At 70.6% G+C, this 19,686-nt stretch carries 13 protein-coding genes; 10 read left to right on the forward strand and 3 right to left on the reverse strand.

All coding sequences use genetic code 11. From position 1 onward, the window contains the following. Window positions 1–172: 172 nt before the first annotated feature. Together ACIA73_RS17480 and ACIA73_RS17485 are read right to left on the reverse strand one after the other, a co-directional pair. Window positions 173–1,780, reverse strand: coding sequence for an NADH-ubiquinone oxidoreductase-F iron-sulfur binding region domain-containing protein (locus tag ACIA73_RS17480; RefSeq protein WP_399439389.1), 1,608 nt, complete (start codon window positions 1,778–1,780; stop codon window positions 173–175). Next, complete coding sequence (locus ACIA73_RS17485) at window positions 1,777–2,616, reverse strand: hypothetical protein (RefSeq protein ID WP_399439390.1); 840 nt, start codon at window positions 2,614–2,616, stop codon at window positions 1,777–1,779. The genes ACIA73_RS17480 and ACIA73_RS17485 overlap by 4 nt, the downstream gene beginning before the upstream one ends. Window positions 2,617–3,019: 403 nt before the next feature. Here ACIA73_RS17485 and leuS point away from each other — a divergent pair, with 403 nt between their 5' ends. From leuS to holA, 8 genes are all read left to right on the forward strand, one after another. Continuing rightward, window positions 3,020–5,914, forward strand: a complete 2,895-nt coding sequence (gene leuS, locus ACIA73_RS17490; protein WP_399439391.1) for a leucine--tRNA ligase — start codon at window positions 3,020–3,022, stop codon at window positions 5,912–5,914. A 215-nt stretch (window positions 5,915–6,129) separates the two neighbouring features. After that, window positions 6,130–6,894 (forward strand): hypothetical protein, encoded by a 765-nt coding sequence (locus ACIA73_RS17495; protein ID WP_399439392.1) that lies wholly within the window; start codon window positions 6,130–6,132, stop codon window positions 6,892–6,894. A 137-nt stretch (window positions 6,895–7,031) separates the two neighbouring features. Then, window positions 7,032–7,877 (forward strand): DegV family protein, encoded by an 846-nt coding sequence (locus ACIA73_RS17500; RefSeq protein ID WP_399439393.1) that lies wholly within the window; start codon window positions 7,032–7,034, stop codon window positions 7,875–7,877. Window positions 7,878–8,455: 578 nt separating this feature from the next. Beyond that, window positions 8,456–9,271, forward strand: a complete 816-nt coding sequence (locus tag ACIA73_RS17505) for a helix-hairpin-helix domain-containing protein (RefSeq protein WP_399439394.1) — start codon at window positions 8,456–8,458, stop codon at window positions 9,269–9,271. Between the two features lie 86 nt (window positions 9,272–9,357). Next, on the forward strand, window positions 9,358–12,120 hold the full coding sequence (locus tag ACIA73_RS17510) for a ComEC/Rec2 family competence protein (protein WP_399439395.1): 2,763 nt from the start codon (window positions 9,358–9,360) through the stop codon (window positions 12,118–12,120). Between the two features lie 378 nt (window positions 12,121–12,498). Next, window positions 12,499–13,398: a YceI family protein gene (locus tag ACIA73_RS17515; RefSeq protein ID WP_399439396.1), complete on the forward strand. Its 900-nt coding sequence runs from the start codon at window positions 12,499–12,501 to the stop codon at window positions 13,396–13,398. A 23-nt stretch (window positions 13,399–13,421) separates the two neighbouring features. Next, complete coding sequence (locus ACIA73_RS17520) at window positions 13,422–13,667, forward strand: hypothetical protein (RefSeq protein ID WP_399439397.1); 246 nt, start codon at window positions 13,422–13,424, stop codon at window positions 13,665–13,667. 36 nt (window positions 13,668–13,703) lie between these two features. Then, window positions 13,704–14,699 (forward strand): DNA polymerase III subunit delta, encoded by a 996-nt coding sequence (gene holA, locus ACIA73_RS17525; RefSeq protein WP_399439398.1) that lies wholly within the window; start codon window positions 13,704–13,706, stop codon window positions 14,697–14,699. 310 nt (window positions 14,700–15,009) lie between these two features. Here the strand turns inward: holA and rpsT are convergent, their stop codons facing one another. Next, window positions 15,010–15,276, reverse strand: a complete 267-nt coding sequence (gene rpsT / locus ACIA73_RS17530) for a 30S ribosomal protein S20 (RefSeq protein WP_399439399.1) — start codon at window positions 15,274–15,276, stop codon at window positions 15,010–15,012. Window positions 15,277–15,521: 245 nt separating this feature from the next. On the opposite strand from rpsT, the gene lepA reads away from it, so the two are divergent. Beyond that, the gene (gene lepA / locus ACIA73_RS17535) at window positions 15,522–17,390 is read left to right on the forward strand and encodes a translation elongation factor 4 (protein WP_399439400.1); all 1,869 of its coding nucleotides are present in this window, start codon (window positions 15,522–15,524) and stop codon (window positions 17,388–17,390) included. 393 nt (window positions 17,391–17,783) lie between these two features. Beyond that, window positions 17,784–19,673, forward strand: coding sequence for an AMP-dependent synthetase/ligase (locus ACIA73_RS17540; RefSeq protein WP_399439401.1), 1,890 nt, complete (start codon window positions 17,784–17,786; stop codon window positions 19,671–19,673). The last annotated feature ends 13 nt before the right edge of the window (window positions 19,674–19,686 follow it).

The raw sequence follows: 19,686 nt of genomic DNA on the forward strand, positions 1-19,686 counted from the left end.
GTGTTCCCCCCCCCCCTCCGCTTCCCGACACCAACTCACAACCAACCCCAACAACCCCCCCCCCCCCCCCCCCCCCCCCCCCCCCCCCCCCCCCCCGCTTCTTTGTATGTGTTGACGTTCCTCAACCGCCGACGTTCCTCAACAACTGACGTTCCTCAACTGTTGACGTCTCTCAACCGCGGCGCCGGTCAAGGGCCTTGCGGGGGGACGGAGCAGGGCGCCCGGCGGGAATCTGCTCGACGCGCAGTGCCAGCGCGGGGCAGCGGCGTACCGCACGCTGGGCGCGATCACGCAGGTGCAGGGGTACGGAGGCGTCCGCCAACGCCGGATATCCGTCGTGGCCGAGCCGGATCAACTCCGGGACGACGTCCGCGCACAGGCCGTGGCCCTGGCACAGGGTCCAGTCGACGGCCAGCTTCTCGTTGCCGATCGAGACCTTGCCGCGCGGGGGGACGCCCGGCAGTGGCAGGACGCCGAGGGTGGGGCGGCCGCAGCCGCCGCCCAGGACGTGGGCGGCCAGGTCGTCCGTAAAGGCGTTCAGGGTGGAGAGCAGAAAACGGACCGAGCCGTCGGGGTGTTTGCAGGCGCCCCGCCCGTTCGCCGCCTGCGCCACCTCTCGCAGGGATTCCAGGGCCGCCTGGCCGCCTCCGTCGAGTACGTCGGAGAGGCTGCCGGCGGCGGCCGGCAGGCCCAGTTTGCAAGGGCCGCACTGGCCCGCGGTCTCGGCGGCCAGCCAGTTGGCGACGCGCAGGGATTCACCGAGCGCACAGGTGTCGTCGCTGATCGGTAGCAGCGCACCCGCGCCCAGCGAGCCGCCGAAGGAGGCCAGCGAGGCGCGGGAGACGGCCGCGTCGTGTGCGGCGTTCGCGTCGATCCAACTGCCGTGATAGCCGCCGGTCAGCACGCCCTGAGGGACGGGCGGGGCGCCCGCGACCTGGAGGACGTGGCCGAGGGGGACACCCGAGGGGACCTCGACGACCAGTGGCTGGGGGAGGGCGCCGGACAGAGTCAGCAGGACGGTGCCGGGTTCGTCGGGGACCCCGGTGCGGGAGTAGCGGTGCGGGCCGAGACGGGCGGCGACGGCGAGCTGGGCGTACGTCTCGGCGTTGGAGAGGAGGGTGGGGGCGCCGGCGACTCCGGATTCGGCGGCGCGTTCGCGGCGGCCGGGGGGCAGGGCGGGGCCACCGTTGGCGGCGCGGACCACGGCGGAGGCTTCGCCGGAGACCATGCGCTCGGGGGTGCGCAGGACGCGGGCGCGGATTCCCCTGTTGCGGATACGGCGATCGGTCAGGCCTCGCTCGGTGAAGGCGTCCCGCAGCGACGCCTCCGTGGAGTCGCGGGTGACGGCCACGATCAGGGTGCGGGCGCCGAGTGCTTCGGCGGCGAGCAAAGCGCCGTCCAGGACGAGGTGCGGGGCGCGGTTGAGCAGCACGGTGTCCTTGCGGCAGGCCGGTTCGCCCTCACTGGCGTTGACGACGACCACCGGCAGCACCCCCCGGCGGACGGCGGCCTTGGACACCGCCCGTAACTTCCGGGCGAAAGGGAAGCCCGCACCGCCCTTGCCCAGCAGCTGAATGTCCTCGGCGAGTGCGGCCAAATGGTCGCCGGTGACGGGGGCGAGCGGGCCGTGCACCTTGAGATGGGCGGAAAGGTCCAGGCGGGCGGCGACGTCGAAACCCGCGGTGAGGTGGGGCAGGCCGAGGGTGAGGACGTGGGGGACGTCGGGAAGGGGGGTGTTGCGGGGGCTGTCGCTCTGGTGGGCGGAGCTGTGGGGAGTCAACGGCGGTCTCCAGTGCGGGTGTGCGCGTGCCGGGGCGCGGACGGGGACGGGGCGGCGTACGGCCGCGCGTCGAGCGGAAGGCGCTGCTGCGGAACGGGCAGGAACGGGGGTACGCCGGCAGACGGACGCCCGGTGGGGCGAGCGGACGGGGCCGGCGGCAGGCTGCCGGCGACAATGTGGCGCTTGAGGCGGGCCGGAAGCAGCCGCAGGCAGAGCGCCCCGGTCACCGCGGCCAGGCACAGGGCGTACATCGCGACGACCCAGCCGTCGGCGGGACGCCCGGTGAACAGGCCGTGCAGCAGGCCCGCGCACCAGGCCGGGTAGGCCAGCATGTGCAGTGTCCGCCAGCGGCCGGGAACGCCACCGGGGGAGGCGAAGGCGCTGCGCAGCGCGCCCGTGGTGGCGGCGACCACCATCAGCAGCCCGGCCAGCGAGCCGAGTCCGATGAGTGTGGCCGTCCCCGAGAGACCGCCCGCGAACGGCAGCAGGGCCGCCAGTAGCGACACGTGGCCGAGGGCGACCTTCACCGTGAGGTGCAGCAGCAGGAAGCTGAGCGAGGCGACCGAGGTCGTCCGGTGCACCGCCTGGGCGATCAGCCGGTGGCGGGGGCGCAGCAGCAGCCGGTCGGTGGCGAGCAGGCCCCAGGCGACGGCCGCGGTGAGGGAGATCAGCGCCAGGACACCGCTGGTGAAGTCGAGAGCGGTGCGCAATTCCTCTCCGCCGAGTATCGCGAGGAGGGGGAGCGCGGGTAAGGCCGCGGTCAGCAGGATGCGGGGGAGTGGGCGCGAACTGCTGGACTTCGCGGGGGGTGCGGGGTGCCGAGGTGCCGAGTTCATGGGGGAGGACTCCGGGGGTCGCGGGAATGTGGTCCCGTGGCGGGAGGCTAGGCGGGGTGGTGCGGGGTGGTGGGAGGTTTGGCGGTTCGGCGCCACGGGGGCGGCGGGGGCGGGTACGGTCCGCGCTGCGCGGGCGGGAGAGGTGTGCGAGGCCGCCGAACGGTCTGCCGTACGCCGGCATGGCATGTCTGGGGTACGCCGTCGCGGCATCTGCTCGATGCGGCCCGCGCAGCCCGTGCGGTACCCTGACGCCATGCGTGCCGTACGCCTTCTGCTTAGTGAGCCGCGCTGATCAGTACCGACCGGTGAAAACACCTGGTCGGCATCGGCGCGGCGTCCCCTCCTGTGCGAGGGGCTTTTTCATTTCCGTGGGCAGAGACGAATCGATGGAGCTTCAAAAATCATGAGCGAGACGAATTCCGCTGCCGCCGCCGAGGTGGCCGCAGCGCACCGCTACACGGCAGCCATGGCCGCCGACATCGAGGCACGCTGGCAGGACTTCTGGGACGCCGAAGGCACCTACGAGGCGCCCAACCCGGGCGACGGAGACCTGTCGGGCGACGCGGAGCTGGCCGCCAAGCCCAAGAAGTTCATCATGGACATGTTCCCGTACCCCTCCGGTTCGGGTCTGCACGTCGGCCACCCGCTGGGCTACATCGCCACCGATGTGCACGCCCGCCACCAGCGGATGACCGGCCACAACGTGCTGCACACGCTGGGCTTTGACGCCTTCGGCCTGCCCGCCGAGCAGCACGCCGTCGCCACCGGCACGCACCCGCGCGTCTCCACCGAGGCCGCCATGGACAACATGAAGCGCCAGCTGCGCCGACTGGGCCTGGGCCACGACAAGCGCCGCTCGTTCGCGACGATCGACGCCGACTACTACAAGTGGACACAGTGGATCTTCGTCCAGATCTTCAACTCCTGGTACGACGCGGACGCGCAGAAGGCCCGCCCGATCACGGAACTGGTCGCACAGTTCGAGAACGGCGCGCGTGCGCTGTCCGACGGCCGTTCCTGGGCCGCGCTGGACGCTGCCGAGCGCGCCGACGTACTGAGTGAGTACCGGCTGGCGTACGCCTCGGACGCGCCGGTGAACTGGGCGCCGGGCCTGGGCACCGTACTGGCCAATGAGGAAGTGACGTCCGACGGCCGTTCCGAGCGCGGTAACTTCCCCGTCTTCAAGGCCAAGCTGCGTCAGTGGAACATGCGCATCACGGCCTACTCGGACCGGCTGATCGACGATCTGGACGGACTGGACTGGCCCGAGGCGATCAAGCTGCAGCAGCGCAACTGGATCGGCCGCAGCGAAGGCGCACGCGTTGATTTCGCTGTTGACGCCGATTTCGCGGACGGTTCTGCGCGGAACATCACTGTTTTCACGACCCGGCAGGACACTCTGTTCGGCGCGACGTACATGGTGCTGGCGCCCGAGCACGACCTGGTTCCGGACATCGTTCCGGCCGCCTGGCCCGAGGGCACCCACGACGTCTGGACCGGTGGACACGCCACTCCGGCCGAGGCCGTGGCCGCGTACCGCAAGCAGGCCGCCGCCAAGTCCGATGTGGAGCGGCAGGCCGACGCCAAGGAGAAGACAGGCGTCTTCACCGGTGTTTACGCAATCAACCCGGTCAGCGGCGAGAAGGCCCCTGTCTTCATCGCTGACTATGTGCTGATGGGCTACGGAACCGGCGCCATCATGGCCGTTCCGGCGCACGACGGCCGCGACTTCGCCTTTGCGCGCGCTTTCGAGCTGCCGATGCGCTGTGTTGTCGAACCGTCCGACGGACGCTCGCTGGACGCGGCGGAGTGGGACGACGCGTTCGTCTCGTACGACGCGAAGCTGGTCAACTCCGCCAACGACGCGATCTCGCTGGACGGCCTGGGCGTGGACGACGCCAAGGTGAAGGTCACCGAGTGGCTGGCCGCCGAGGGCATCGGCGAGGGCACGGTCAACTTCCGACTGCGCGACTGGCTGTTCAGCCGTCAGCGCTACTGGGGCGAGCCCTTCCCGATCGTCTACGACGAGGACGGCATCGCCCACTCGCTGCCCGAGTCGATGCTGCCGCTGGAGCTGCCCGAGGTCGAGGACTACTCGCCGCGCACCTTCGACCCCGAGGACGCCACCGCACAGCCCGAGACGCCGCTGTCGCGCAACCAGGACTGGGTGAACGTCACCCTGGACCTGGGTGACGGCCCCAAGAAGTACCGCCGCGAGACCAACACCATGCCCAACTGGGCCGGTTCCTGCTGGTACGAGCTGCGCTACCTGGACCCGCACAACAGCGAGAAGCTGGTCGACCCGGCCATTGAGCAGTACTGGATGGGCCCGCGTGAGGGTATGCCGCACGGCGGCGTCGACCTGTACGTCGGCGGTGCGGAGCACGCGGTGCTGCACCTGCTGTACGCCCGTTTCTGGTCGAAGGTGCTGTTCGACCTGGGGCACGTCTCCTCCTCCGAGCCGTTCCACAAGCTGTACAACCAGGGCATGATCCAGGCCTTCGTCTACCGCGACTCCCGCGGTATCGCGGTGCCCGCGGCCGAGATCGAGGAGCGCGACGGCGCCTTCTACCACCAGGGCGAGAAGGTCAGCCGCGTCCTGGGCAAGATGGGCAAGTCCCTGAAGAACGCCGTCACTCCGGACGAGATCTCCGCCGAGTACGGCGCGGACACCCTGCGCCTGTACGAGATGGCGATGGGCCCGCTGGATGTGTCACGCCCGTGGGACACCCGCGCGGTCGTCGGCCAGTACCGGCTGCTGCAGCGGCTGTGGCGCAACGTCGTCGACGAGACGACGGGCGAGACCACCGTCGTCGACACCGAGCCGGACGAGGAAACCCTGCGTGCCCTGCACAAGGCGATCGACGGCGTCGGCCAGGACATGGCCGGCATGCGCTTCAACACGGCGATCGCGAAGATCACCGAGCTGAACAACCACCTGACGAAGACGGGCGCCCCGGTTTCCCGTTCCGTCGCCGAGTCGCTGGTGCTGCTGGTCGCGCCGCTGGCCCCGCACATCGGTGAGGAGCTGTGGCGCAAGCTGGGGCACAGCGACACCGTGGTGCACCGGGACTTCCCGGTGGCGGACCCGGCGTACGTCGTGGACGAGACCGTGACCTGCGTGGTCCAGGTCAAGGGCAAGGTCAAGGCGCGTCTGGAGATTTCGCCGTCGATCGGCGACGAGGAGCTGGAGAAGCTGGCGCTGGCCGACCCGGCCGTCGTCGCGGCGCTGAGCGGTGCGGAGATCCGCAAGGTGATCGTCAGGGCGCCCAAGCTGGTGAACATTGTTCCGGCGTGACGTGACGGGTGTTTGCCGGGCCGGCGTAACGGGCTGAATCGCATGATCGGGGAGTATTCGCACCCCGGAGGCGACGGCGGTGACGGTGGCTGAGGGCTTTCCCCTACGGGCAGGTTGGGGGTTCCGATGGAACCTTCAACCTGTCCTCTCCGTTTACGGTGGAAGAACCGGTCCACACGTCCGGTGGTTGTTCGGTTCTCTCACGGAGGGGCGTCATGGAAGCTGTCGTCATCATCATGGCGCTGTTGTTCTTCGTGGTCGTTGCGTTGGGGGTGTACGGCACGGTGAAGGCGGTCGGCGCCGCCCGTCGCGGGGTGGACCGCACGATCACCCAGGCCAGGCGCACCGTCGAGGACACCACACTGCGTGCGAAGAGTTACGGCCAGGTGGGCATGGGCAGCGAGCTCGCCCAGCTGCGCCTCTCGCTGCGTACGTCGATGCGAGCCACCCAGGAGGCGTTGGCGACGGGCGTGACGGTGGATGCCTCGCTGTCGGAGTCGGTCGCCCTGTTCGAGCGGCTGAGCGAGTACGGCCATCAGCTGGACGACGAGCTGCGGCGCCTGGAGCGGGACCCGGACAAGGCGCGCGCCGCCGAGCGGATCCCGGAGCTGAGGGAGCGTACGGAACAGGTCGTGCACTCCGCGGACTCGCTGCGCTGGGCGGTACGGGACCGGGCGCGGAAGTTCGCCGACGACGACCTGGCCTCGCTGAGCGAGCAGATCCGGATGGAGTCCGGGGCGCTGCGGCACTGGGCGGCGGTGGATCCGGACGACGCCCCGGGGGCAGCTGCGCAGGGGCCGTCGCGCACCTGGGCGGAGCCGGGTGACGGGGTGACGGGCGCGAACGGCACCTCCGGTGTTTCCGGTACCGAAGAGCGGAAGGCTGCCGATTCCGGGCCGCAGGCGATCACCGCCCGCGACCCGCAGCGGCAGGCCCCCTACCCGTGGCAGAAGGCACCGCGCCCCGAGAGCACCACCTGATCACGGGCGTACCACCTGATCACGGGCGTACCGCCTGACCGCAGGTTTGCCGGCTGAGACCCGGATCCGGCCGGGCGGTGGCCGGTTGGGAGGGGCGGACTGCCGCCGTGCTTCGCCTGCGGGTAACCTCCCGCTACATGTCACGCCATGTCGCGATCGTCACCGATTCAACGGCTTACCTGCCGCACCCGACGATGGAGCGGCACGGCATCACCGCGGTGCCGCTGACCGTCGTCCTCGGCGACCAGGCGCTCGAAGAGGGCACCGAGATCTCTGCCCGTTCGCTCGCCCAGGCGCTCCAGAAGCGGCGTTCGGTGACCACTTCCCGGCCGAGCCCCGAGATGTTCGCCGCGACATACCGGGCGGCTGCCGAGGCCGGGGCCACCGGGATCGTCTCGCTGCACCTGCCGGCCGAACTCTCCGGCACCTACGACGCCGCCGTCCTCGCCGCGCGCGAGGCTTCCGTACCGGTGCGGGTGGTGGACACCGGGATGGTCGCGATGGCGCTCGGCTTCTGCGCCCTGTCGGCTGCGGAGGTGGCCGAGGCGGGCGGAACGGTCGACGAGGCGGTGGCGGCGGCGGAGAAGCGCGCCGAGGAGACGGCCGCGTACTTCTACGTCGACACCCTGGACTATCTGCGGCGCGGCGGCCGGATCGGGGCCGCGCAGGCGCTGCTGGGCTCGGCCCTCGCGGTGAAGCCGCTGCTCGCCCTCAACGACGGGCGGATCGAGCTGCTGGAGAAAGTGCGTACGGCCTCCAAGGCGATCGCCCGGCTGGAGGAGCTCGTGGTCGAGCGGGCGGGTGAGCGGCGGGTGGACATCGCCGTCCATCACCTGGCGGCACCCGAGCGGGCCGAGGCGCTGGCGCACCGGCTGCGGGAGAGAGTGCCCGGGCTGGCGGATCTGCATGTCAGCGAGGTGGGTGCGGTGATCGGGGCGCACACCGGGCCCGGGCTGCTGGGGGCTGTGGTCTCGCCGCGCTGAGTGGTTCCTGCCGGTGAGCCACTCCTTTGCATCCGGAGAAGGCCCCTTATGAGTGACCCTCGCGAGTGACCGAGTTATCCACAACTCGCAGTTTATCCACAGGAATTGACCAAGATCCACAAGCTTGGGCCGATGTGCCTACCGTCAGGCGCATGACTCTGCGATCACGCAACGAAACGACAGGACCGGGCCGCACGCCCGGTCGTACCTTCTCTTCCGCCTCCCGGGCCGGGTTGGTTTCCCGGGCGGGGTTCGCTTCCCGTTCGGGGCCCCGCGCCTCGTCGGGGACGGGGCGCGGCAGACGCGGGGCGGCTGCCCGGGCCGCCGCTGCGGCTGTGTCCCGGCGGCGGGCGGACGCGCTCTTCGTACTGCCTGCGGTGATGACGCGTGTTCTGGCGACTCCGGGCGTCCTGGCGCGGGCGGCGGGAGCGTCGATGCCGGCGGCTCAGGCTGCCGCGCCACCGGTTGCCGTTCCACCGGTGGTCGCGCCGACGGTCGCGCCGCCACGGATCGGGGTGCCCCGGGCGCCCGCACCGGCCCCGGTTCCGGTGTCACCAACCTCCAGGCCGTCAACTCCCGTGTCACCGGCTCCTGTACGTACTCCTGCGGCTCCTCCCGCCATCCCCACCATCCCCGTCGGCGGGCTGCGCGGAATCGGCGGGCTGCGCCGGGCGTGGACCGCCACGCGGGAGCGGGTGCCGGTGTGGGTGCAGGTCAGGTGCGGGATGGAGCCCAGGACCGTGGGGGCGCTTGCCGCCGTCCTGGTGGTGTCTGCGGGCTTCGCTCTCCACCACTTCTGGACCGGACGTCCGGAGTCCGTACGGCCGCCGGAGACGGTGGGAGTGGCCGGACCCGTGGCACCCCGGTCGAGCGTGCCGCGCGTACCGGCCCCGCCCTTCGGTCCGTCGGCGGCGGGGACGCTGCCGTCCGGGCCCCAGGTGCCGGTGCAGGCTCCGGGGGGCGCGGTGGTGGTCGTCGATGTGAGTGGTGAGGTACGGCGGCCCGGGGTGCACCGGCTGCCCGCCGGATCCCGGGTCGCCGACGCGCTACGCATGGCGGGCGGGGTCAAACGCGGCAAGGACGTCGGCGGGCTCAACCGGGCCCGGGTGCTCACCGACGGGGAACAGGTCGTGGTGGGCGGCCCCGCGCCCGCCGCACCTGCCGTAGGGGGCGGGGCGGGCCCAGGTGGCGCCTCACCCACCGCACCCGTCAGTCTCAACTCCGCGACCGTGGAACAGCTCGACACCCTGCCGGGCGTCGGCCCGGTCCTGGCCCGCCACATCGTCGACTACCGCACCCAGCACGGCGGTTTCCGCTCGGTGGAAGAGCTGCGCGAGGTCAACGGAATCGGTGACCGTCGCTTCACGGATCTTCAGCAGTTGGTACGGCCGTGAAGGGCGCGGACGGTGCGGGCGGGGAGGGGTCCTGGCGCGGTGCGGCGGGTGTGGGCCGGACGGCCCCTGATACCGGTTCGGTGCCCTTGGGGCGGGCAACGCGCCCCGCCAGGGCGGCGGTTCACGCAGCCTCGGGGCACCGGCTCGGGGCCTCGGATCCGCGGCAGGAGGGTCCGCCCGACCTTCGTCTGGTGCCTCCGGCGCTGGCGGCCTGGGCTGCGGCCGCACTGACCGTGGGCGAGGCGGCGGACGGGGCGGTGGCACTGCTCGCGGTGCTCCTGGCAGGAGCACTGGTCGTGGGGCTGGTGCCGGCCCGCCGCCCCACGGCCCGGCCGGTGGTCCGACCTGCGGCCCGGCCGGTGGACCGCCCCGTGGACCGCCCCGGCAGTCGAGCCGCGGCTCACTCCGCCGGCCAAGGTGTCCCCCCTCCCCTCGGGGTCACCGATGCTCAGGCCACCACCGCATCCGGCGTGCGCTCCACCACTCCTTCCGGCGGAGACCCCACCACCCGCCCCGACGGCCCTCGTGGACGCCCCCGGCACGCCACCGCTCTCCTCACCGTGCTGCTCTGCGCCGCCGCGGCCACCGCGTCGGCAGCGCTGCACTCGGCCGATCTTCACCGTGGGCCGGTGCCCGAACTGGCCCGTAAACGCGCCCAGGTGACGGTGGAGCTCACGGTCACCGGCGACCCCAGGCTGACCCGGCCGCGCGTGCGTGGCGACCGGACGGCGCCCCGGTCCGTGGTTCTGAACGCCGAACTCACCAGGATCACCACCGCCGACGGAGCGGTCACCGCCGCCCGGACACCGGTCCTCGTCCTCGCGCCGGTGCGCGGACCCACCGCCCGCTGGCTGACGTTGCTGCCCTCCACCCGGCTCCGGGTGACCGGAGCCAGGCTGGCGCCACCGCGGCCGGACGGTGACCGGATCGCCGCCGTACTGCGAGTTCCCGGCAGCCGGGGCCCGGACGTCATCGGGCCGCCAACTGCCGTACAGAGCAAGGCCGGTGAGCTCAGGGCAGGCCTGCGGGTGGCCACCGAGGAACTGCCGTCCGATGCGCGCGCACTGCTGCCGGGGCTGGTCGTCGGCGACACCTCCCGGATGGAACCCGACCTCCTCGACGCCTTTGCCGCCACTGACCTGGTGCATCTGACCGCCGTCTCCGGCAGCAACCTCACCATTGTCCTGGCACTCCTGATCGGGCCGCCAGGCCTGGCCCTGCGGGCGGAGCGGCGCGGCCTCGCACCACGGCTCGGGATCTCGCTCCGCATGACCGCACTGATCGGCGGGGCTCTCACCCTCGCCTTCGTGATCGTGTGCCGGCCGGAACCCAGCGTGCTGCGGGCCGCCGCCTGCGGTCTGATCACCCTGCTCGCCATCGGCACCGGACGGCGCAGGTCGCTGATCCCGGCGCTGGCCGCCGCCGTACTGCTGCTGGTGCTGTACGACCCGTGGCTGGCCCGGAGTTACGGATTTCTGCTGTCCGTACTGGCCACCGGCGCCCTGCTCACTCTCGGCCCCGTCTGGAGCGCCGCACTGCAGCGGCGCGGGATGCCGCCCCGGCTCGCCGAGGTGCTGGCCGCGGCATGCGCGGCACAGGCGGTGTGCGCACCGGTGGTCGCGGTGATGGCGGCCCGGGTCAGCCTGGTGGCGATCCCCTGCAACCTCCTCGCCGAACTGGCCGTCGCCCCGGCCACCGTCCTCGGCTTCGCCGCACTGGCCACGGCACAGATGGCGATGCCCGTCGCCGAACTGCTCGCCCGGGTGGCGGGGTGGCCCACCAACTGGATCGCCGAGGTCGCCAGGACGGGGGCGGCACTGCCCGGCGCGGAGATCGGCTGGCCCGGCGGCTGGCGGGGAGGGCTGTTGCTGGCCGCCGTGACCCTGATGGTGGTGCTCGCCCTGTACCGGGCGCGCCGCCACCCCTGGGCGGTGCTCGGCGGCGTACTGCTCCTGCTGCTCGCCGTCCTGCGCCCGCCGCCCCTCACAGGGTTCCTGACCGGCTGGCCGCCGCCGGACTGGAAAGTGGTGCTGTGCGACGTCGGACAGGGCGATACGACGGTCCTCGCGACCGGGGAGGCGGGCACCGCGGTCGTCGTGGACGCGGGCCCTGACCCCGCCCTGGCCGACCGGTGCCTGCGCCGACTGGGCATCACCCGCATTCCGCTGGTGGTCCTCACCCACTTTCACGCTGACCACGTGTCCGGCCTGCCCGGGGTGCTGCGTGGTCGTGCGGTCGGCGCCATCGGGACCACTTCGCTCCAGGAGCCCCGGGAACAGGCTGCGTTCGTCCGCCGGACCGCGGCAGCGGCAGGGGTGGCGGTGACCGTCTCCCGGCCGGGCGAGCGCCGCCGGATCGGACCACTCGACTGGCAGGTGATCTGGCCGCCCCCGCCCCCGGTTCCCACGCCCGAGGAGGCCAACGACGCGAGCACGACTCTGCTCGTACGGATCGCCGAACCCGGCCAGGGGTCCGCCGCCGGTGCGTCGGGGGAGCCGGTTCCGGGTCAGGGGGACAGCGGGGCGGGTCTGACTCTCCTGCTGCCCGGCGACCTCGAACCACCGGCCCAGCAGGCCCTGTTACGGAACTTCCCCGGCCTCCCGCAGGTCGACGTCCTCAAGGTCGCCCACCACGGCTCGGCCCACCAGGACCCCGGCCTGCTCCGCCGTACGGCGCCCCGTCTCGCTCTCGTCCCTGTGGGGCGCGACAACCCGTACGGCCACCCCGCACCCGCCGCCCTGGCCGCGCTCACCTCCCTCGGCGCGAGAGTGCTGCGCACGGACCGGGACGGGGCGATCGCGGTGACCGGCTCCGGGGCCGGGCTGGAGGCGGTGCCGCTCGGGAGATGACGCGATGGCGGGGGAGGGGGACGGGAACTTGCGGGGGCTGATTCAAGCCGTGCCCGGAACGGCACGGATCGCGGGTCAACCCTTTCGTGTGCCCGTGAACTGGCTTCTCAAGCAGTCTCCACGAGGTCTCCGCATCTCACTTCACGAACTTCGTGCTACTGCGGGTAATGGGCCAGTGACCAGCGAAGACGATTAAGCGGAATGCTCAATTCAGACCTCTGCGGACAGGGGGTGGCATCTCGCCACCGAGCCACGCGTTTGCCTCGAACACCCCATGAGTGATCGAATGCTTTTTCGTCAAAGGGTCGCTGCCCCCGGGCGGTTCGACGTGCCACGGCGCGCCCCTGCAGCAACCATTCGCACGGGGGTGCCCACCTCATGATCTCCCGCTGGCTTGGCCGACGTCCGACCACCGCAGGCCACAGCAACCCACTCGCCGGATTCTCCGTACCGCCCTCCGCCGGGGTCCTCAGTTGCCGGGTCCTGGACCCGGTCAACGAGCCCGTGCGGCAGGCCGAGTTCGTCGTCACCGATGGTGCGGGCCGCAAGATCGTCGGCGGTGAGACCGACCCGTACGGCACCCTCGTCGCAGCGGTCCCCGCGGGTGACTACCGGCTCGCCGTCACCGCCGAGGGCTTCACCCCGTACCGCGGCAGCGCCACCGTCACCGAGAGCGGCCACGCGGGGCTCGGCGACATCTCCCTCCAGATCGCCGCCCCGCCGCAGCTCCCCGAGCCCGGCGAGTGGGAGATCGACCTGATGCACTCCCAGATCAGCTTCTCCGCCCGGCACATCGGACTGGCCCGCATCCGCGGTCGGTTCAACAGCTTCGCGGGCGCCGTGCGGATCGGTGAGCGCATGGACCAGTCGGCCATGCACGTCATCATCGACGCCGCCTCCATCGACACCAACGTCAAGATGCGCGACGACCACCTGCGCTCCAAGGACTTCTTCGACGTCGCGAACTACCCGACGATGGAGTTCTACAGCGACCGCTTCGTGCACCGCGGCGGCAGCCGCTGGGCGATCAGTGGCGCGCTCACCCTGCACGGCGTCAGCCGCACCGTCACGCTGGACAGCCAGTACCTCGGCATGGGCAACGGCCTCCAGGGCGAAACCCGCGCCGCCGTCCACTCCACCGCCGAACTGCACCGTGAGGACTTCACCCTCACCTGGCAGACCATGCTCGGCCACGGCATCGCCGCCGTCGGTTCCTCCATCGCCGTCGAGCTGGACATCCAGATCATCCCCAAGGTGATGGGCGCCCCGGCGTCCTGATGCGCGTACCGGACAATGGTCCTGTGAACGACGTACGACATGTGTTGGTGCTGCCGGACCGGGACGCCGCCGAGGAAGTGGCGCGCGAGTTGCCGGACCGGTTCGGGGCGGCGGAAGAACCCCAGCTCGTCAGGGACGCGCTGGCGGGCGAGGACGACGCCGAGGACGCGCAGTGGCTGGTGGTGGTCGAGGACCCCGACGGCCGCTTCGACCCCTCGGCGCTGGACGCGCTGGCCGCCGAGTACGAGGGGTGGCTGGAGGCACCGTAACGGCGCTGTCAGTGCCCCGTGGGATGCTTGACCGCGATGGCCACCAGGAAGAATTCGACCGACGATCCGCTCGCCCCCGTCACCCTCGCCGTGGGGCAGGAGGACCTCCTCCTCGACCGCGCGGTGCAGCAGGTCGTGGCGGCTGCCCGCGCCGCCGACGCCGACACCGACGTACGCGACCTCACGCCCGACAAGCTGGAGCCCGGCACCCTCGCCGAGCTGACCAGCCCCTCGCTCTTCTCCGAGCGCAAGGTCGTCGTCGTGCGCAACGCACAGGACCTCACCGCCGACACGATCAAAGACGTCAAGGAATACCTCGGCGCCCCCGCCGAGGAGATCACCCTTGTCCTGCTGCACGCCGGCGGAGCCAAGGGCAAGGGCCTGCTCGACGCGGCCCGCAAAGCGGGAGCCCGCGAGGTCGCCTGCCCCAAGACCACCAAGCCTGCCGAGCGTCTGTCGTTCGTCCGGTCGGAGTTCCGGGCGCTCGGCCGCTCGGCCACGCCCGAGGCGGGCCAGGCACTGGTCGACTCCATCGGCAGTGACCTGCGCGAGCTGGCCAGTGCCGTCTCCCAGCTGGTCGCGGACGTCGAAGGCACCATCGACGAGGAGATCGTCGGCCGGTACTACACAGGCCGCGCCGAAGCCTCCAGCTTCACCGTCGCCGACCGGGCTGTCGAAGGGCGGGCCGCCGAAGCACTCGAAGCGCTGCGGTGGTCGCTTTCGACGGGAGTGGCCCCCGTGCTGATCACCAGCGCCCTCGCCCAGGCCGTACGCGCCATCGGCAAGCTCGCGTCCGCCCCGCGCGGAGCGCGGCCCGGCGACCTGGCGCGCGACCTCGGCATGCCCCCGTGGAAGATCGACCGGGTCCGTCAGCAGATGCGCGGCTGGTCGGCGGACGGGGTCGCGGTCGCGCTGCGGGCGGTCGCCGAGGCGGACGCCGGAGTGAAGGGCGGCGGCGACGACCCGGAGTACGCCCTGGAGAAGGCCGTGGTCGCGGTGGCCCGGGCAGCCAGGGCGCGCAACGCGCGGTAGCGGGCGGATCCGGCCCCTGCGGCCACCCGGAAACGTAGCCCTTGAACGCCAGAACCCCTGAACGCCAGAACCCCTGGACGTCAAAACTTGTGAACGCCAAAACTCGTGAACGTCGACGTTCACGAACGCCAGAACCCCGGTCCCGTCCTGGGGAAGGACGACGACCGGGGTTCCGGTTCAAACTGTTTTCCACCGCGCCCGCGTGGCGAACGCGTTCGGTGCGCGGCGGGGGTGTCGGGTCAGGAGCGGTAGAGAGGGTCCGCTGAATCCTGACTCCGACGATTCACTACAAGTGCTTCAGAGGTGATGCTCAGCCCTGAAGGGTGGCGACCTTGGCAGCCAGCGCCGACTTCTTGTTGGCGGCGGCGTTCTTGTGGATGACACCCTTGCTCGCGGCCTTGTCGAGCGCGCGGGAGGCGTCGCGAACGGCCACAGTGGCCTTCTCGACGTCGCCGGCGACGACGGCCTCGCGGGCCTTGCGCACCGCGGTCTTGACCGAGGACTTGACGGCCTTGTTACGCAGGCGCGCCTTCTCGTTCGTCTTGTTCCGCTTGACCTGGGACTTGATGTTCGCCACTGAAAGAGCCTTTACAGGTTCGATTTGGATCTCGATGTGCGCCCGGTGACCGTGAAGGTCACCAGACACAGCTGCCCAGGCTACCAGCCGTCCCCCGACCGGCCCAAACCGGCCGCTGGTCCCCGTTCGTGGGACCATGGGAAGACTTCACACTTCCGGACCGAGACGAGAACGAGGCACGCGCGCGCCCGACGCACGCCGTCCCACAGCACGTGGTGCCGTCTTCTCAAGAATCAGGACCCTGCGTGCCCGCGACTCCTCTCCACGTGCCCGAGCCGAGCCGTACCGACCCGGCACTACTCCGCAACTTCTGCATCATCGCGCACATCGACCACGGCAAGTCGACGCTGGCCGACCGGATGCTCCAGCTGACCGGAGTGGTCGACCAGCGGCAGATGCGTGCCCAGTACCTCGACCGGATGGACATCGAGCGCGAGCGCGGCATCACCATCAAGTCCCAGGCGGTACGACTCCCTTGGGCGCCCACCGAGGGCGAGAACAAGGGCACCACCCACGTCCTCAACATGATCGACACCCCGGGCCACGTGGACTTCACCTACGAGGTCTCCCGCTCGCTGGCCGCCTGCGAGGGCACCGTCCTGCTGGTGGACGCCGCGCAGGGCATCGAGGCGCAGACCCTCGCCAACCTCTATCTCGCGATGGAGAACGACCTGGCGATTGTTCCGGTCCTCAACAAGATCGACCTGCCGGCCGCCCAGCCGGAGAAGTTCTCCGAGGAACTGGCCAACCTCATCGGCTGCCAGCCCGAGGACGTCCTGAAGGTCTCCGCGAAGACCGGCGTCGGCGTGGACGCGCTGCTCGACCGTGTGGTGCGTGACGTACCGGCCCCGGTCGGTGTCAAGGACGCCCCCGCCCGCGCGATGATCTTCGACTCGGTCTACGACTCCTACCGCGGCGTCGTGACGTACGTTCGAGTCGTCGACGGCCAGCTCAACAAGCGCGAGCGCATCAGGATGATGTCGACCGGCGCCACCCACGAACTGCTGGAGATCGGTGTCTCCTCGCCCGAGATGACCGCCTCCGACGGTCTCGGTGTCGGCGAGGTCGGCTACATCATCACCGGTGTGAAGGACGTCCGGCAGTCCAAGGTCGGCGACACCATCACCTCCCTCAACAAGGGGGCGACAGAGGCGCTCGGCGGCTACAAGGACCCGAAGCCGATGGTTTTCTCCGGCCTCTACCCGGTCGACGGCTCCGAGTACCCGGACCTGCGCGAAGCCCTGGACAAGCTCCAGCTCAACGACGCCGCCCTGGTGTACGAGCCGGAGACCTCCGCGGCCCTCGGCTTCGGCTTCCGTGTCGGCTTCCTCGGCCTGCTGCACCTCGATGTGATCCGTGAGCGCCTGGAGCGCGAGTTCGGCCTCGACCTCATCGCGACGGCGCCCAACGTGGTCTACCGCGTGGTCATGGAGGACACCAGCGAGCACATCGTCACCAACCCGAGCGAATTCCCCGAGGGCAAGATCTCGGACGTCTACGAGCCCGTCGTACGCGCCACGATCCTCGCCCCCAGCGAGTTCATCGGCGCGATCATGGAGCTCTGCCAGACCCGCCGCGGCACCCTGCTCGGCATGGACTACCTCTCCGAGGACCGCGTCGAGATCCGCTACACGCTTCCGCTGGCGGAAATCGTCTTCGACTTCTTCGACCAGCTGAAGTCCAAGACCCGCGGTTACGCCTCCCTGGACTACGAGCCCACCGGCGAGCAGTCCGCGGCCCTGGTCAAGGTCGACATCCTGCTGCACGGCGACCGGGTCGACGCCTTCTCCGCCGTCACCCACAAGGACGCGGCCTACGCGTACGGCGTGCGGCTCGTCGCCAAGCTGCGCGAGCTCATTCCGCGCCAGGCCTTCGAGATCCCCATTCAGGCCGCCATCGGCTCCCGGGTCATCTCCCGCGAGACGATCCGAGCCATCCGCAAGGACGTCCTCGCCAAGTGCTACGGCGGCGACATCTCGCGTAAGCGGAAGCTTCTGGAGAAGCAGAAGGAAGGAAAGAAGCGCATGAAGATGGTCGGCAGTGTCGAGGTGCCGCAGGAAGCCTTCATCGCCGTACTTTCCAGCGACGAGTCTGCGGGCAAAACAAAGAAGTAAATCTGCGTAAGCCGCCGAATCTGTTGCAGCACAGCAGGCTCTGTTGCCGTGCAGCTGTCGCACAGGCGCCCGTCCGCACCACGGACGGGCGCTTTTGCGTTGATGTGAGGACGGGGAAACTGTCTGCGGAATCACCCCAGCGGGCCCCCTGCGTTCCATGCGTCGGGTCCGCTCTTCTGGTGTCCGGACAGCAGCCACGCCCGGACCGGCGGACGCCTCGGCCGTGTGGCGGTGGGGGCGCGGTAAAGGTCGCATCGCGGACGGGGCGAAATGGAAGGGCCTCGGGCTCTTACGTACCAGGGCCGCGCGCTCTAGTCTGATCACTGATCGTTTGTTACTCGCCAGTTAAATACCAGCCAGTCGCGCAGCAATGCCGCAGGCCCGGAGGACGTCGTGAGCGACACACAGACCTTGATCGAGAACCGGCCGCCGTCCGTAGCTGCCCTCTTCATTGAGCGCGTGGCTGCCACGCCGGACGGAGAGGCCTACCGCTACCCGGTGCCGCCGGCCGGCGGCAGTGGCGCCGATGAGTGGCGCTCGCTGAGCTGGGGGCAGGCCGCGAAGCGGGTGTACGCCATCGCGGCGGGCCTCGTCGAGCTGGGGGTGCGGCCCGAGGAGCGGATCGCGCTCGCCTCGGCGACCCGGGTGGAGTGGATCCTCGCGGACCTCGGTGTGATGTGCGCGGGGGCCGCCACCACCACCATCTACCCCTCGACGAACGCCGAGGAGTCGGCGTACATCCTCTCCGACTCCGAGAGCCGGGTGCTCATCGCCGAGGACGCGGCCCAACTCGCCAAGGCTCGCGAGAAGCGCGCCGAGCTGCCGCACCTCGCCCACGTCGTCGTGGTGAACGCCGAGGACGCCCAGGCGGCCGACGGCGACCCGGAGGGCTGGGTGCTCTCGCTCGCCGAACTGGAGGCGCGCGGAGCGGCGTACCTGGAGAAGAACCCGGAGGCGGTCAAGGAGCGGGTCGCGGCGATCACCGCCGACCAGCTCGCCACCCTGATCTACACCTCCGGCACCACCGGCCGCCCCAAGGGCGTACGGCTGCCGCACGACTGCTGGTCGTACATGGCCAAGGCGACCGTGGCGACCGGGCTGATCACCAAGGACGACGTGCAGTACCTGTGGTTGCCGCTGGCGCACGTCTTCGGCAAGGTGCTCACCTCCGGGCAGATCGAGGTCGGGCACGTCACGGCGGTCGACGGACGCATCGACAAGATCATCGAGAACCTGCCGGTGGTGCAGCCGACGTACATGGCCGCCGTGCCGCGCATCTTCGAGAAGGTCTACAACGGGGTCGCCGCCAAGGCACGGGCCGGCGGCGGCGCCAAGTACAAGATCTTCCAGTGGGCCGCGGGGGTCGGCCGCGAGTACGCGAAGGTCACCCAGGACAACTTCCGGCGCACCGGGCAGGCGACCGCGCCGTTCGCGCTGAACGCCAAGCACAAGGTGGCGGACGCGCTGGTCTTCTCGAAGATCCGTGAGGCGTTCGGCGGCCGGCTGCGGGCCTGCGTGTCGGGGTCGGCCGCGCTGGCGCCGGACATCGGCTACTTCTTCGCGGGCGCCGGGATCCACATTCTGGAGGGGTACGGGCTGACCGAGTCCAGCGCCGCCAGCTTCGTCAACCCCGGCGAGGCGTACCGCACCGGGACCGTCGGCAAGCCGCTCCCCGGCACCGAGGTCAGGATCGCGGAGGACGGCGAGATCCTGCTGCGCGGCCCGGGCATCATGGAGGGCTACCACGGGCTGCCGGAGAAGACCGCCGAAGTCCTGGAGTCCGACGGCTGGTTCCACACCGGGGACATCGGCGAGCTGTCCGCGGACGGCTATCTGAGGATCACCGACCGCAAGAAGGACCTGATCAAGACGTCGGGCGGCAAGTACATCTCGCCCGCCGAGGTGGAGGGCCAGTTCAAGGCGGTCTGCCCTTACGTCTCGAACATCCTGGTGCACGGAGCGGACCGGAACTTCTGCACGGCGTTGATCTCGCTCGACGAGCCGACGATTCTCGCCTGGGCGCAGGAGCAGGGGCTCACCGCGAAGTCGTACGCCGACGTGGTGGCGGCGCCGCAGACGCAGGCGCTGGTCGAGGGGTATGTGAAGGAGCTCAACGAGGGGCTGCAGCGCTGGCAGACCATCAAGAAGTTCCGGCTGCTGCCCCGGGACCTCGATGTGGAGAACGGCGAGCTGACGCCCAGCCTCAAGTTGAAGAGGCCGGTCGTTGAGCGTGAGTACAAGCACCTGATCGAGGAGATGTACGCGGGGTCCAGGGAGGCCTGAGTACGCGCGTCGG

Origin of the sequence: Streptomyces sp. NPDC051561 (genome assembly GCF_044454195.1) — a bacterium.
In the GTDB taxonomy this organism is placed as follows: Bacteria; Actinomycetota; Actinomycetes; order Streptomycetales; family Streptomycetaceae; genus Streptomyces.